This is a genomic window from Marinobacter sp. DY40_1A1 (genome assembly GCF_016597815.1).
GTDB lineage: Bacteria > Pseudomonadota > Gammaproteobacteria > Pseudomonadales > Oleiphilaceae > Marinobacter > Marinobacter xiaoshiensis.
The window spans coordinates 434,070-448,733 of the sequence record NZ_VCHA01000003.1 but is presented as its reverse complement, the minus strand read 5'-3'; the positions used below and the strand labels follow the sequence as shown (position 1 = coordinate 448,733).

Below are 14,664 nucleotides of genomic sequence, written 5' to 3'. Positions count from 1 at the left end.
GCGCTTGACGGCACCGAAAGGATACGGGAGGCTTGTCGGGTTTCAACGCAGAGGACTGACGGCGAATGCATATTCATATACTGGGGATTTGTGGCACATTCATGGGCAGCCTTGCGGTATTGGCAAGAGAGCTGGGCCACACAGTGACCGGTTCCGATCAGGGCGTTTATCCGCCCATGAGCACCCAGTTAGAGGCCCAGGGCATCAGCCTGATGGAAGGCTACAGCCCGGAGCACCTTGAGCCCAAGCCAGACCTTGTGCTGATTGGAAACGCCATGTCCCGAGGCAACCCGGAGGTAGAAGCGGTACTTAACCGTAATATCGACTATAAGTCGGGCCCGGAGTGGCTGGCGAGAGAAGTTCTGCGGCATCGCTGGGTGTTGGCGGTTGCCGGTACTCACGGCAAAACCACCACCACAGCCATGCTCCTCTGGATTCTTGATCAGGCTGGGTTTGCGCCCGGGTATCTTGTGGGTGGCGTGCCGAAAGATTTTCCGGTTTCAGCGAGTCTCGGCGATAGCGACTTTTTTGTAATTGAAGCCGATGAGTACGACAGCGCCTTTTTCGACAAGCGCTCCAAGTTTGTCCATTACCGCCCCCATACCCTGATACTGAATAACCTTGAGTTTGATCACGCCGATATCTTCGAAAACGTAGAGGCCATCGAGCGACAGTTTCATCATCTGGTTCGCACGGTTCCGTCTCAAGGCATGATTATTCGCCCAAGCTTGGATGAACATCTGGATAAAGCTCTCGATATGGGGTGCTGGAGCCCGGTTCAGGATATGGCTATCGGGAGCGAAACCGCTGCATCGGTTGATTGGCGTGCCGAGCTGTTATCCGAGGATGGCAGCCGATTTATGGTGGTTCACCATGAGCAGCCCGTTGCGGTGGTGAAGTGGAGCCAAACGGGTATGCATAACGTTCGCAATGCTCTTGCAGCCATTGCTGCTGCGAAGCATGTGGGGGTAACGCCCGATCACGCCGTGGCTGCGCTCTGTCGATTCTCTGGCGTAAAGCGTCGTATGGAGTTGCTGGCGGATGTTGGCGGAGTGAAGGTTTACGATGATTTTGCCCACCACCCAACGGCCATAGAGACCACCCTGGACGGATTGCGCAATCAGGTGGGCGAGGAGCCGGTTATTGCCCTCATTGAGCCCCGCTCCAACACTATGAAGCAGGGCGTGCACCAGCATACGCTGCTGCCGAGTGCTGCGTTGGCAGATAAAGTGTATTGGGCCAACCTGAACAATATGGACTGGCTGCCGGAACTGGTCTCCGTTTGGCAGTCCGGTAATCCGGAATCAAGTAAACACCTTGTAGAGTCCACAGTAGAAGGGCTGATTGAGCGTGTAATGGCAGATCTGCCGAGCCCCTGCCACATTGTCATTATGAGTAACGGTGGCTTTGGTGGCATTCACGGTAAGCTCATAGCCGAGCTTGAACGTATTCATGGCTGACCCGGCACAGAAGGAGTTATATCGTTGACCCAACCCATGCCTGAGAGCGTGTCGAAAGCCCCGACCATAAACCTGGCGTTCACCGGAGCATCCGGTGCCCAATATGGCCTGCGCTTGCTGCAATGCCTGGTGGCAGCGGGTTGCCGGGTTCATGTAATGGTCAGCAAGGCGGCACAAATTGTTATTGCGACTGAAACCGACTTGAAGCTGCCGGGAAGCCCGTCAGCTATGCAAAAGGCGCTGACGGAATACGCATCAGCCCAGCCGGGCCAAGTAGTGGTGTTTGGGCGTGAAGACTGGTTTTCACCTCCTGCCTCCGGGTCTGGCGATAAAGCCCCTTTGGTGGTGTGCCCATGCAGTACAGGAACCCTCTCTGCACTTGCCACCGGTGCCAGTAACAATCTGATTGAGCGCGCGGGCGATGTGGCGCTTAAAGAACGACGCCAACTGATTCTGGTGACCCGTGAATCGCCATACTCGCAAGTGCATCTGGAAAACATGCTGAAGCTGACCCAAATGGGAGCGGTGATCATGCCGGCCAGTCCCGGGTTCTACCACCGCCCGGAATTGATAGAGGATCTCGTGGACTTTATCGTGGCTCGAATTCTGGATCATCTGGGCTTGCCCCAAGACCTGATGCCCCGTTGGGGTGAGGCTCGAGTGAACGCCAAAATGAGTCGCAACGATGGTTTTGGCCAGCAGGATTGATGGTTTTAACCATTGAGCAAACCTGCCTGCAAGAAGAGACTTGGTGAACGCTAGTTACAACACTGTTCACTGACTGAGGTTTACCATGATTCCACGTACGCTCTTCGATGCAGACCTTGACGGCTTTCGGGATTCCGTCCGGAAATTTCTTGAACAAGAAGCCGCGCCCTACCACGAACAGTGGGAAAAAGATGGGCAGGTCAGCCGCGAGCTATGGCAAAAAGCTGGCGAGCTGGGTTTTTTGTGCCCCACCATGCCTGAAGAGTACGGCGGTGTTGGCGCTGACTTCCGATACAGCGCGGTTATTATGGAAGAGGTCTCCCGTGCCGGGCTCTCAGGTATTGGCTGGACGCTGCACTCCGATATTGTTGCCCCCTACATACTGAACCACGGCTCCGAAGAACAGAAAAAGCAATATCTGCCGAAAATGGCGTCCGGTGAAATGATTACGGCTATCGCCATGACCGAGCCGGGTGCCGGTTCCGACCTGCAGGGTGTGAAAACCACAGCCATCAAGGACGGCGATCACTATGTTCTGAATGGTTCCAAGACCTTTATTACCAACGGGCAAATGGCCGATCTGGTGATTGTTGTCGCCAAAACCGACCCAAAAGAAGGTGCGAAAGGCATCAGCCTGTTCCTGGTGGAATCTGCCTGGGAAGGTTTCCAGAAAGGCCAGAACCTGAACAAAGTGGGAATGAAGGCTCAGGATACGTCCGAGTTGTTTTTCCAGGATGTAAAGATCCCTGAAACTCACCTGCTGGGTGCGCGCGAAGGGCAGGGCTTCTTCCAGTTGATGCAAGAACTCCCTGCTGAACGCTTGCAAATTGGCCTGACTGCTATTGCTTCTGCAGAAGCAGCTTGGCAGTGGACGCTTGATTACGTGCAAGAGCGTAAAGCTTTTGGTAAGCCAGTGATCAAGTTCCAGAATACCCGTTTCAAAATGGCAGAAATGAAAGCAGAGATTACTGCGGCAAGGGTGTTCACCGACCGCTGCCTGGAACTCCACCTGGAGAAGAAGCTGGATATACCTACTGCAGCCATGCTGAAGCAGTACACCACAGACTTGCAGTGCAAAGTACTGGATGAATGTGTGCAGTTGCACGGTGGCTACGGCTACATGTGGGAATACCCGATTGCCCGTGCCTGGGCTGATGCGCGAGTTCAGCGCATTTACGGTGGAACCAACGAAATCATGAAAGAGATTGTTGCCCGCGCGTTTTAAGCCAGGTTAAAGGAAAGCCTCGGGCCAGTTCTCGAGGCTTTCTTGTTACTAAACTTTACAGATTGCCAAACCTATCAAGGTCTCCGGCTTCCACATCCCCTAAAGTAACGGCACAACCTCTAACAAGGATAAATGGTTGCCGTGATGAAGCCCCTTATTTTCCTGCCTGTTTCTGTACTTTTTCTCGCCATTGCCGGCTGCGGCAAGGAATCCGATGAGCTGCCTGTAGATGGCCGTGAGTTCGACGGGGTGCAATACAGCGACCCGGCACCCTATACAGGAAGGGTGATAGACGGCTATCTCAAAAATGCCCGGGTTTGGTTGGATATGGATGGCGACAGCCAGTACACGTCTGGGCCAATGGAGTATGAGCTGGCATCCGGTCGCAAGGTTGTTCTGCCTTCCGGAGAGCCTACTGCCATGAGCGGTGAAGATGGTCAGTTCTCTTTGGAAATCTCGGAGCTCCAGTTGGACCCAAAGGTTGGGCCCAATATCAATCCAGCTAAGTTTCCTTTGTATGCGCTGGCGCTGCCTGGCAAAACCGTGGAACAAACCCGCTCTGGAGACGTGGCGATTCCCAGCGCGTTTATGCTTTCTGCCGCGCCAGGCGTTCGTAATATTACCCCTCTGACAACGCTGGCTCGTTATCGCAGACTCACGACACTGGGGCCGGTGGCGGATTCCGGGAGTTCGTCTTTATCCGGTTTTGCTGGCATTAATTTGTTGAGGGATTATGTTCTCGCTGAAGATGACCGCGCCCATGCTTATGCGCGAGCCATGGCGCGCTTCTCAGCCAGTCAGTTTCCGAAAGCGTATAACGATAAACTGGCTGAGCCAGAGAGCGATGGCACAGAGCGATTCCTCAGCCCGCAGGGGGCTTTTCTTCTTGGGGTTTCCCTGTTGCAGAATGCCGATGATGTTGTTGCAGTTGTAGATTCGGCCGCTCAAGGCAACTACGCAAACGTGGATGTTGACGAACTTGATTTGCCCTTGGTTCCGGTGGAATTGAGTGATCCTGTGCTGCTGACCAGTCAGCGTGTTTATGCATACTCCGAACGTTCAGGCACTTTGCCGGCTAACCGTTCAGACTTACAGGTGTCCGCGGAGCTGATGTTTGATTACAGCGAAGATGGTCGCCTGCAATCGATAACCTCTGAAGGCTGTCTCGCTCCATCGATGAAAGAGATTGCAAGGCTGATCAGTGTGAATGGGTATATGGCCAAGCTCAGTACCCAATGGCTGCCTTCAGCATCACTGTCGCCTCAGAGTAAAACTGCCTACGATAATTCCGGTGTTGATGAGCGACTGGTATTTGACTGGGTTGCACGCACGGCAAGGTTCGAAACCGGCACTGCCTGTCACCAGCTCGAGAATATTCAGCCAGGCTCAACTGAGATAGGGGGGGAGCCCGAGATAGCTTATAGCTGGAGTCTTAACGGTGGAAAGCTGGCGGAGTTGGTCGCGCAAATCCCCCATCAAGACGGCACGATTACCCGAACTCTGGTGCCGAAACCGGCTTCTGCTCCTGATGCTCCCGAAGGCTTTCCGGGGTATCAGCTTCTGGAAGGCGGAGTTGAGCTTGAGTCTTTGATCTACGGGAGCCAGTTCGTTGACTGCAAGGGCATAGTGGCTGACTCTGATCAGAATGCAGCGCAAGTGGTCACGGGGGTTTATGGGTATGAGTTTGCGGGCTATGAGCCTCAACCTGCGGCCTTTTCAGGGCTTGCCCTGGAGTTTGATACCCGGGATGGTCTCAAACGACCGCTGCGATATGGCTTCCTGGCGCCAGAGATGTCAGGGCTCAGCGCTGTTGATGCGGAGAATGGATTTGAGTGGGTGTTGTATTACCCGTCAAGAACCAGCGAGACACCTCTTGGCGGTACGCCCAATCTCATCCAAAAAGCCTATCTCAAGAGTTACAGTGCCAACCGTGCCTGTGGCCGCAAGTTCGAAGACGAACCGTCGGGAGTTTACGCCCGGATTGAGTACCGCTACAAAAACCTCTCCGAGTATCTTGTCGAGTTGCTGAACCAGGATGAAGTCCCTGAAAATAGAGGGAGGTAACTGGCAAATCAAGAGCGCATCAGAGTTTCGCAACAAAGGTGCGCGTCTTTAATTGAATACAGTGCGAGAGTAAAGCAGGGCACAGAAGAATGCCAAGCATAGAAAATTCGAGCTAAGTGCAGTGTTTTGAAAAAATGTTAGTGTCTTCAGCCATTTCTTGGGGAAAGAAATGGTGCCGAGGAGAGGACTTGAACCTCCACGGGGTTGCCCCCACTAGCACCTGAAGCTAGCGTGTCTACCAATTTCACCACCTCGGCAGGTGATTTGCAGCTTTGCCGTTAGTTTGTTGAAAACTGGGCGTTTCTGCCTAAGATGGAACAAGCTGTCTCATCTGATGGCGCGTACTTTAGTAATTCCCGCCTAAGCTGTCAAACATTTTTTTTGTAAATACTTGGCAAGTAATTGTGCGTATTAAAGGTGGGTTGTTAGGCAGTTACTGCCTGCCGACGTATACTGTGTTGTTAATGTATATGAAGGGTGCCGCTGTGGCGCCGCATTGAGCAAGGATTTTAATGGTTTCCAGGAATAAAAAACACAAAGACCCCCACGCCAGTCGTGAGGCTCAAAAATATGATAACCCGATCCAAAGCCGGGAATTCATAATTGCGCACTTGAAAGAGCGGGGGGCGCCGGCAACACACGAAACATTGTGTTCCGAGCTTGGGCAGACAGACCCGGAAGGCATCGAAGCGCTCCGGCGTCGCTTGATTGCCATGTGCCGTGATGGACAGCTTATCTGTAACCGGCGTGATGCATACCTGCCGATTGAAGAGGCCGATTTGGTTAGTGGTCGGGTTATTGGCCACAAAGATGGCTTCGGTTTTCTTGTGCCGGACGATGGCGGATCTGATCTTTTTCTCACCGCTCGGCAAATGCGCCAGGTGTTTCACGGCGACCGGGTAGCAGCCCGGGTAGACAGGGTCGACGACCGTGGCCGGCGTGAAGGCGTTATTGTTGATGTGATAGAACATCGCACGCAGCAAACGGTAGGGCGCTTCTTTAATGAAAGCGGCATTACCTATGTGGTGCCAGAAAACGCCCGCATCAATCACGAAGTGTTGGTGCCCAAAGAGCATGTGGGTGATGCGGTCCATGGTCAGTATGTGGTTGTGGATATCTTGCGCCAACCTACTGTGCGTACCCAGCCTACCGGCAAGATTGTCGAGGTTTTGGGTGAGCATATGGCGCCTGGGATGGAAATCGACGTGGCTATCCGCTCATACGATATTCCCCATAACTGGCCTACCGAAGTAGGTGCTCAGGCCGCCGCTATTGCCGCTGAAGTTGAAGAGAAGGATAAGAAGAATCGGGTCGATATCCGCAATATGCGTCTGGTGACCATTGATGATGAGACCGCCCGGGACTTCGATGATGCGATTTACTGTGAGCCCCGAGGCAAGGGGGGGTATCGCCTCGTAGTAGCGATAGCTGATGTGTCTCACTATGTGCGCACAGGCTCGCCGCTTGATGAGGAGGCGCTGCGCCGGGGCAACTCTGTGTACTTCCCGGATCATGTGGTGCCCATGCTTCCAGAGAAGCTGTCCAATGGCTTGTGCTCCCTGAATCCGGATGTGGATCGGCTCTGCATGGTGGCGGATATGACCATCAGCGCCGCAGGTAATATCAGTGGGTACACCTTTTATCAGGCGGTTATGCGCAGCCATGCACGGCTGACCTATAACAAGGTCAGTGACATGCTGGAGCGGCCAGATACAGAGCCGGGTTATCGCTTGTCGGCCCAGTACGCGGATGTGCTGCCGCACCTGCATAATCTGTACGATCTCTACAAGTTGCTGCGCAAAGCACGAACAGAGCGTGGGGCCATAGACTTCGAAACTACCGAAACCCGCATTGTTTTTGATGCTAATCGAAAAATCGAAGAAATTGTGCCGGTGCATCGTAATGACGCCCACAAAATTGTAGAAGAAAGCATGCTGTGCGCTAACGTGGCGGCTGCACGCTTCCTTAAGAAGCACAAGATGCCAGCTCTTTACCGGGTACACGACGGGCCCTCCGAGGAGCGCCTCAATTCGGTACGCTTGTTCCTGGGTGAGCTGGGTCTGCAGTTGGGTGGTGGTGACAAGCCGAGTTCGGCTGACTACCAGGCGCTGCTGGCCCAGATCGTGGATCGGCCGGATGCCAACGTCATCCAGACCGTTATGTTGCGGTCGCTGAGCCAGGCTGTGTACAGTCCGGAAGAAAGCGGCCACTTTGGTTTGGGTTTTCCAAGCTACGCTCACTTTACCTCGCCGATTCGCCGCTACCCTGATTTGATTGTGCACAGGGCTATCAAGTCCCGGATTCACAATCCTGAGGTGACGAAGGATGTGGTATCGCCGGCTGTGCACGACGCAGCGTTGGTAGAGTACCCCTACGATTACGCCAAAATGGAGCAGTTGGGCGAGCATGTGTCGATGACAGAGCGGCGCGCTGATGATGCGACTCGCGATGTGATGGCGTGGCTCAAGTGCGAATTCCTGAGCGATCACGTGGGCGAGGAATTTGATGGGGTGATTGCTGCGGTGGTGCCCTTTGGGTTCTTTGTTGAGCTTTCAGGTGTATACATTGAAGGCCTTGTGCATGTTTCTACCCTTAATGGTGACTATTTCCAACACGACGCTGCCAAGCACCGTCTGATTGGTGAGCGCACGGCTATCAGCTTCCGCTTGGGAGATGAGCTGCGCGTTCGTGTTATGCGGGTTGGCATGGAAGATCGCAAGATCGACCTGGAATTGGTCAGCGAGCCCAAGCGTCGGCAAGCAGATCGCGATGCCTTGGGGGTGTCCAAGCGCGAGACACGCGGTAAAGATGGCAAGCGGGCCGATAAGGGTCGTGGTCGTGGTCGTGGCGGAGCGTCTACTGGTGCAAAATCCGGTAAATCTGGGCGCAGTAGCAAGCCTGCGAGTGCGAAAGCGCAGTTGGTTGCAGAGGCTGCTCGTGATGCGGGCAAAAAGCCCAGGAAAGGTGCAGCGAAGCCAGATGGGGTGAGTAAACCACGCAAGCCCCGCAAGACAGGCAAATAACAGGAATTCGAATCAGTGTCCCAGGAATTTGTATTTGGCTGGCACGCGGTTGAAGCAGTTCTCAAGCGTGAGCCAGGAAGGTTGCAGCAGGTCTGGATTCAGACCGGTCGTCAGGATAAGCGCGTAAAAAGTATCACTGACACTCTGGATGAGCTTGGGGTGAAGTGGGGCGTTGTACATCGTCGGGAGCTGGATGAGCGGGTAGGTGGCGTTCATCAGGGTGTTGTTGCCGCAGTCAGTGAAAGTCGCGAATGGACAGAGGGTGATCTTCTGGCTCAGCTTGCAGCCAGCGACAAGCCCCCGTTTTTACTGGTTTTGGACGGCGTAACCGACCCCCATAATCTGGGTGCATGCATGCGCACCTGTGATGCAGTGGGCGTGCAGGCCGTAATTGTACCCAAAGATAAGTCCGCTTCGTTGACTGCTGTCGCCCGAAAAGTTGCTTGTGGTGCGGCGGAAACAGTACCTTTTGTACGCGTGACTAATCTGGCGCGTTTTCTGCGCACGCTGCAGGATCAAGGGGTTTGGTTGATTGGTACCGCAGGCGAAGCTGAAGCCACGCTGTATCAGGCAGACTTCAAGGGGCCGGTGGCGCTGGTGATGGGGGCAGAGGGCAAAGGTATGCGCCGGCTCACCCGTGAGCACTGCGACCAACTGGTCAATATCCCCATGCTTGGTCATGTGGATAGTCTTAACGTTTCCGTTGCTACTGGTGTTTGTCTGTATGAGGCTTTGCGCCAGCGCCTTGGTTAACTCTTGCACAGAAGGCTGCGTACGCCTAGAATACGTGACCCCTTTTCCGGGGGAAGGTTTTGTATTGCCTTTAATCAGGCTTGCAAGGCTTCGCTTTTGATCAAGTCTTTTTTGTTAAAGCCTTATTGATAGAGCAAAAAAAACCGGCGGCACAGGCTGCCACCTCCTTGCTTTCATGCTTCCTGGTCAGTCCGGGAATTAGCGAAAGCTGTTTAAACCGTAGGGAGAACTCATGCGTCACTACGAAATCGTATTTATGGTACACCCGGATCAGAGCGAGCAGGTGCCCGCGATGATCGAGCGTTATACCAGCCTCATCACTGAAGATGGCGGCAAGGTAGATCGTTTGGAAGATTGGGGCCGTCGTCACATGGCATACCCGATCAACAAGATTCACAAGGCTCACTATGTGCTGATGAACGTTGAATGTTCACAGGCAGCAATGGACGAGCTGACTCACAACTTCCGGTTCAACGATGCCATCATCCGTGACCTGATTCTGCGTCGCGATGAAGCTGTTACCGATATGTCTCCGATGAAAGCCGCTGAGTCCCGCGAGGACCGTCGTTCCGGCGGAGAAGATCGTCCGCGCCGTTCAGCTGAATCTTCTGATGACCGTCACGGCGAAAGCCAGGACGATTCTCAGACAGCGGATTCCCAGGACGAAGAAGAGTAATTAACCGGAGTTGAGGAGTTACGTTATGGCTCGTTTTTTCAGACGTCGTAAATTCTGCCGCTTCACGGCAGAAGGTGTTAAAGAGATCGATTACAAGGATCTGGACACCCTGAAAGGCTACATTACTGAAACCGGCAAAATCGTGCCTAGCCGTATTACTGGCACAAAAGCACGTTATCAGCGTCAGCTGGCTACCGCTATCAAGCGCGCCCGCTACCTGGCACTGCTGCCGTACTCGGATAGCCACGATAACTAAGAACAGATAGACAGGACTTGGGACCATGCGTGCACTGGCACAATTTGTAATGCGCGGTCCCCTGCAGGCCAGCGGGGTAGCAGCAGTCACTACTGCAATACCTTTGTTGTTCTGGATTGGCGCAGCGGTTGTTGGCCTGGTTATTCTCAGGCTTGGCATCAGTCAGGGGCTTAATATTGGCCTTTGGGCATTACTTCCAGCTCTTGGTTGGAGTGTGTTCGGGGGCGATCCTACAGCTCTGGCGGTGCTACTGCAGGTGATGCTTATGGCATCCATGCTGAGAACAACCCTGTCCTGGGAAAGAGCCCTTCTCGGAGGGAGTTTTCTGGCGATCGTCATGGGGCTTGTCTTGCCCATGGTGTATCCCGGTTTGATGGACGAGCTCGTTCGCACCGGGGTCAGTTTTTACGAGCAGTACAATGCTGAGGTGGCCCGTGCTCTTGGGAGTGATCTTGAGACGGTTATTCGGGACACCATGAACGCCAGCATGGCCGGTAGTTATCTGGCAGTCGGCGTGGGCATGACAATGCTGGCAAGGTCGTGGCAGTCGGGGTTATATAATCCTGGCGGTTTCCGCAAGGAATTTCATGATCTCAAGCTGTCACCCGCCGTTGCTGTGGTTCTTATCGCCACCATGGTTGTTGGCCCGTTTCTCGGGTTGAATGCTATGTTGCTGGTCTGGATAGCCGGAACGCCGATGTTTTTGGCGGGCCTGGCACTGATTCATGGCATTGTTGGTCGTAAAAATCTGAGTGGCCAGTGGCTTGCAATGTTTTACGTTGCACTGGTGCTTCTGGGCCCAAGCCTGATGATTCTGTTAGTGGTTCTGGCTTTTGTGGATAGCTGGCTGGATATCCGGAGGCGAATAAAGCCTGCCGGGCCGGCTGAATAAAGCACGAAGAGGTTAACGAGATGGAAGTTATTCTGCTCGAGAAAGTTGCAAACCTTGGCACCCTGGGCGACAAGGTAAAAGTTAAGTCCGGTTACGGCCGTAATTACCTGCTTCCTTACGGCAAGGCTGCGCCTGCCACTGAAGCAAACGTGAAGGCGTTCGAAGAGCGTCGTGCCGAGCTTGAGAAAGCAGCAGCCGAGAAGCTGGCAGCAGCTCAGACCCGCGCTGAGGCTCTGGAAGGTGCATCCTTCACAGTAACCTCCAAAGCAGGCGATGAAGGCAAGCTGTTCGGCTCCATCGGTGTGCGTGATATTGCTGACGTAATCACTGCCGCAGGTACCGAAGTAGAGAAGAGCGAAGTTCGCTTGCCAGAAGGCCCGCTGCGGTCAACTGGCGAATACGAAATCGAGCTTCACCTGCACTCTGATGTTGAAGTAACTGTTAAGCTGGCGGTTGTTGCTGAGTAATCTGTCTTCTTCGGAAGCAGTGCCGGGCTTGCCCCGGTCTCTGTAATACGCTGGTGGCCGGGTGTAAGCTTTTCGGAGTTTGCAGGCGGTCAACCCAACAGGCCCGAACCGTTTAATACGGCTTTCGGGCCTGTTGCTTTCTGGTATGCTGTTAACTCCGGTAACCCCCTCCATTGCTGCGACCTTCCACAAACACTGTCGTGGCTGTGATGTTCAACTGAAGATGTGTTCATGGCCAAGCCTAATCTGAAACCTGCAATCACCGATCCGGAAACCAGCCGCATCAAGGTGCCTCCTCATTCCGCTGAAGCGGAGCAGGCCGTGCTGGGTGGTCTGATGCTGGATAACCGGCGATTTGATGAAATTACCGAGATAATCTCCGCTGCCGATTTTTATCGTCAGGACCATCGGCTTATCTTTGGCGCGGTGGAGCGGCTGGCTAGCGAAAACGAGCCGCTGGATGTTGTCACTCTGGCTGAGTTCCTGGAGCGTGCTGGCGATATCGAAGATGCCGGTGGCTTGTCCTATCTCGCGGAGCTGGCAGAGAAAACACCGGGTGCTGCCAACATTCGAGCCTATGCAGAGATCGTCCGGGAGCGCTCTATCCTTCGGCAGCTCGTGGAAGTTTCAGGCACAATTTCAGACTCAGCGTTTAACCCTCAAGGGCGCAACAGCAGCGAGATTCTGGATGAGGCAGAGCGCAATGTATTCCAGATTGCCGAGTCCAGAGTCAAGGAAGGTTCGGGCCCCCAATCCATCAACCCGATTCTGACCAAAACCCTGAGCCGTATTGAAGAATTGTTCGAATCCGGTGAGCAAACCACAGGGCTTACTACCGGATTCCGGGATCTGGATGAGCAAACCTCCGGTATGCAGCCGGCCGATCTTATTATTGTGGCGGGGCGACCCTCTATGGGTAAAACCACCTTCGCCATGAACATCGTCGAGAATGCGCTGATCAGTACCGGTACTCCGGTTCTCGTATTCAGTATGGAGATGCCAGCAGATGCTCTGGCCATGCGTATGCTTTCCTCTCTCGGCCGCATTGACCAGAGCAAGGTTCGCGGCGGAAAGCTGGAAGAAGATGATTGGCCAAGGCTTACCTCTGCTGTCAGTCTGCTTAAAGACAAACCTTTGTATATTGATGATACGCCGGGTCTTAGCCCTACTGAGCTACGCTCTCGCGCACGCCGTATTGCCCGTGAGAACGGAGGCAAAATCGGCCTGATTATGGTGGATTATCTGCAGTTGATGAGGGTGCCAGGGAACACCGAAGGCCGGACTGCGGAGATCTCCGAGATTTCCCGGTCTCTGAAAGGCATAGCGAAAGAGCTTAGTTGCCCGGTGGTCGCACTTTCGCAGCTTAACCGAAGTCTTGAGCAGCGCCCCAACAAACGCCCGATTAACTCTGACTTGCGTGAGTCGGGTGCGATTGAGCAGGACGCAGACGTCATCATGTTTGTTTATCGTGATGAGGTGTACAACGAAGATACGCCAGACAAGGGCGTGGCCGAAATTATCATCGGCAAGCAGCGTAATGGCCCTATTGGCACCATACGCCTTGCGTTTATCGGTAAATACACAAAATTTGAAGACCTCGCTAGCGGTGACTACGGGGACTATGGAGGAGAATACTGATGCCACGGAGTACCGTCGCTCGCATTGATCTTGATGCCTTGCGTGCCAACTACCGCAAAGCTTGCGAGCTTGCGGGCGGTGCCGAAGTTATGGCTGTTGTGAAGGCTGATGGGTATGGTCATGGCATCGTCAGGATCGCATCTGCACTGGCGAATATTGTGCCCAAGTACGCGGTCGCTTGTATTGAAGAAGCTTGGGCTATTCGGGCAGCAGGCCAGGCTCAACCTGTAGTGTTACTCCAGGGCGTACATGCGGCAGGTGACCTGGCGGACTGCGTACAAAATAACTTCGAGCCGGTACTGCATGGTGAACACCAGCTTGCGTGGATGGAGCAGGGTGGTGCTGTGCCTGCCTTCTGGCTGAAAGTAAATACCGGTATGAACCGTTTGGGCTTTCGTGCAGAGGATCTGCCTGCCGTTATGGCCAAGCTGGAAAAAATGGGAGCTACGTCCAGGTTGCTGGGCTTTGTAAGCCATTTTGCCTGTGCCGACGATGCCGGGAGCACAATGACACTAGCCCAGACAGCGAACTTTGAAGCGGCAACTTCACCTTGGCCCTCAATGATGAAAAGTGTTGGCAATTCTGCAGCCCATTTCATTCCCGGTCAGCCGCTGTTTGATTGGAGTCGACCTGGCATCATGCTCTATGGTGGCTCACCGATCGTCGGGAAAACGGGGCCCGAACTTGGTCTTGAACCAGTGATGACCCTTGAGGCGCCGCTAATCACTACCCGGGTTGTTAAGGCAGGTGAAAGCGTTGGTTATGGCGCTGCCTGGGTTGCAGAGCGCGACACCCGAATGGGTATGGTTGCCGTTGGCTACGGAGATGGGTATCCCCGCCATGCCGGAACGGACACGCCTGCTGCCATTGCTGGCTGTCGTATCCGGCTGATTGGTCGGGTTTCGATGGATATGCTGGCGGTGGATCTGAGTAATGCGCCAGAGGCCATGGTGGGAGATCCTGTTGAACTTTGGGGCCGCACTGTTGGAATCGATGAGGTCGCAAGTTGTGCTGGCACTATCTCCTATGAGCTCTTGACGGGCCTCACCAGCCGGGTTCCGAGGATTTCCCGGTAACCTGGTCAGGTATTTTCCGGCTCATGGATGATTTCTTCAATGAAATCCAGAATGGCGGCCAGGCTGCGGTCATCCAGTTTTTTAAGTACTTTGTGGACAACCATCTTGCTGCCCTTAAGCATGCTGCTAATGCCAACTTTTGCCATGCTTAACATCATCTTGCTTGCTCTTAGTCGCCGCAGAGGCTCGATGAAAAAAAAGTCCAGGCCTGCGTCGGTCATATCTATGATCAAGTTGTAGAGCTTGTCGACGGCCTCTTTGTCGGCTTTGCCCCGGCTGCGAAGTTCTTCCACTGTATAGAGGGCGCGCGTGCGCAACTCGTCGGGAATGGGGGCAACAATATGGCTGTGGTGTTTCAGCATGGTAGTCCCTGTGTTGTATGCTTCTGATAAAGATGACAGTGCTGTGCAGAGTCGCCTGGCGGCA

At 54.0% G+C, this 14,664-nt stretch carries 13 protein-coding genes and 1 tRNA gene; 12 read left to right on the top strand and 2 right to left on the bottom strand.

Annotated features, from left to right (window positions below):
• The first annotated feature begins 65 nt into the window (after nt 1-65).
• The 4 genes from mpl (at nt 66) to FFI61_RS10500 (ending at nt 5,457) form a co-directional block, all read left to right on the top strand.
• Complete coding sequence (mpl, locus tag FFI61_RS10515; RefSeq protein ID WP_200370266.1) at nt 66-1,460, top strand: UDP-N-acetylmuramate:L-alanyl-gamma-D-glutamyl-meso-diaminopimelate ligase; 1,395 nt, start codon at nt 66-68, stop codon at nt 1,458-1,460.
• A gap of 36 nt (nt 1,461-1,496) precedes the next feature.
• Nucleotides 1,497-2,168 carry a flavin prenyltransferase UbiX gene (locus FFI61_RS10510; RefSeq protein ID WP_200370356.1) on the top strand — a complete coding sequence of 224 codons (672 nt, stop codon included), beginning with the start codon at nt 1,497-1,499 and terminating at the stop codon, nt 2,166-2,168.
• An 85-nt stretch (nt 2,169-2,253) separates the two neighbouring features.
• Complete coding sequence (locus FFI61_RS10505) at nt 2,254-3,393, top strand: acyl-CoA dehydrogenase family protein (RefSeq protein ID WP_200370265.1); 1,140 nt, start codon at nt 2,254-2,256, stop codon at nt 3,391-3,393.
• Nucleotides 3,394-3,537: 144 nt separating this feature from the next.
• Nucleotides 3,538-5,457 (top strand): hypothetical protein, encoded by a 1,920-nt coding sequence (locus tag FFI61_RS10500; protein ID WP_200370355.1) that lies wholly within the window; start codon nt 3,538-3,540, stop codon nt 5,455-5,457.
• A gap of 170 nt (nt 5,458-5,627) precedes the next feature.
• Here FFI61_RS10500 and FFI61_RS10495 read toward each other — a convergent pair.
• Nucleotides 5,628-5,714, bottom strand: a tRNA-Leu gene (locus FFI61_RS10495).
• A gap of 255 nt (nt 5,715-5,969) precedes the next feature.
• On the opposite strand from FFI61_RS10495, the gene rnr reads away from it, so the two are divergent.
• The 8 genes from rnr to alr all read left to right on the top strand — a co-directional run bounded on the left by rnr (nt 5,970) and on the right by alr (nt 14,238).
• Nucleotides 5,970-8,480, top strand: a complete 2,511-nt coding sequence (gene rnr, locus FFI61_RS10490) for a ribonuclease R (RefSeq protein ID WP_200370258.1) — start codon at nt 5,970-5,972, stop codon at nt 8,478-8,480.
• Nucleotides 8,481-8,495: 15 nt separating this feature from the next.
• Entirely contained in the window at nt 8,496-9,233 is a 738-nt protein-coding gene (rlmB, locus tag FFI61_RS10485; protein WP_200202025.1) for a 23S rRNA (guanosine(2251)-2'-O)-methyltransferase RlmB, read from the top strand.
• Between the two features lie 232 nt (nt 9,234-9,465).
• Nucleotides 9,466-9,909, top strand: coding sequence for a 30S ribosomal protein S6 (rpsF, locus tag FFI61_RS10480; protein ID WP_200370257.1), 444 nt, complete (start codon nt 9,466-9,468; stop codon nt 9,907-9,909).
• A gap of 25 nt (nt 9,910-9,934) precedes the next feature.
• On the top strand, nt 9,935-10,165 hold the full coding sequence (gene rpsR, locus FFI61_RS10475; RefSeq protein WP_007154918.1) for a 30S ribosomal protein S18: 231 nt from the start codon (nt 9,935-9,937) through the stop codon (nt 10,163-10,165).
• Nucleotides 10,166-10,190: 25 nt separating this feature from the next.
• Nucleotides 10,191-11,057, top strand: a complete 867-nt coding sequence (locus tag FFI61_RS10470; protein ID WP_200202023.1) for a hypothetical protein — start codon at nt 10,191-10,193, stop codon at nt 11,055-11,057.
• 20 nt (nt 11,058-11,077) lie between these two features.
• Entirely contained in the window at nt 11,078-11,524 is a 447-nt protein-coding gene (gene rplI, locus FFI61_RS10465) for a 50S ribosomal protein L9 (RefSeq protein WP_200202022.1), read from the top strand.
• Nucleotides 11,525-11,755: 231 nt separating this feature from the next.
• The gene (dnaB, locus tag FFI61_RS10460; RefSeq protein WP_200202021.1) at nt 11,756-13,162 is read left to right on the top strand and encodes a replicative DNA helicase; all 1,407 of its coding nucleotides are present in this window, start codon (nt 11,756-11,758) and stop codon (nt 13,160-13,162) included.
• Complete coding sequence (alr, locus tag FFI61_RS10455; RefSeq protein ID WP_200370256.1) at nt 13,162-14,238, top strand: alanine racemase; 1,077 nt, start codon at nt 13,162-13,164, stop codon at nt 14,236-14,238. The genes dnaB and alr overlap by 1 nt, the downstream gene beginning before the upstream one ends.
• A gap of 5 nt (nt 14,239-14,243) precedes the next feature.
• Here alr and FFI61_RS10450 read toward each other — a convergent pair whose 3' ends face one another.
• Nucleotides 14,244-14,600: a hypothetical protein gene (locus tag FFI61_RS10450; RefSeq protein WP_200202118.1), complete on the bottom strand. Its 357-nt coding sequence runs from the start codon at nt 14,598-14,600 to the stop codon at nt 14,244-14,246.
• Nucleotides 14,601-14,664 lie beyond the last annotated feature (64 nt).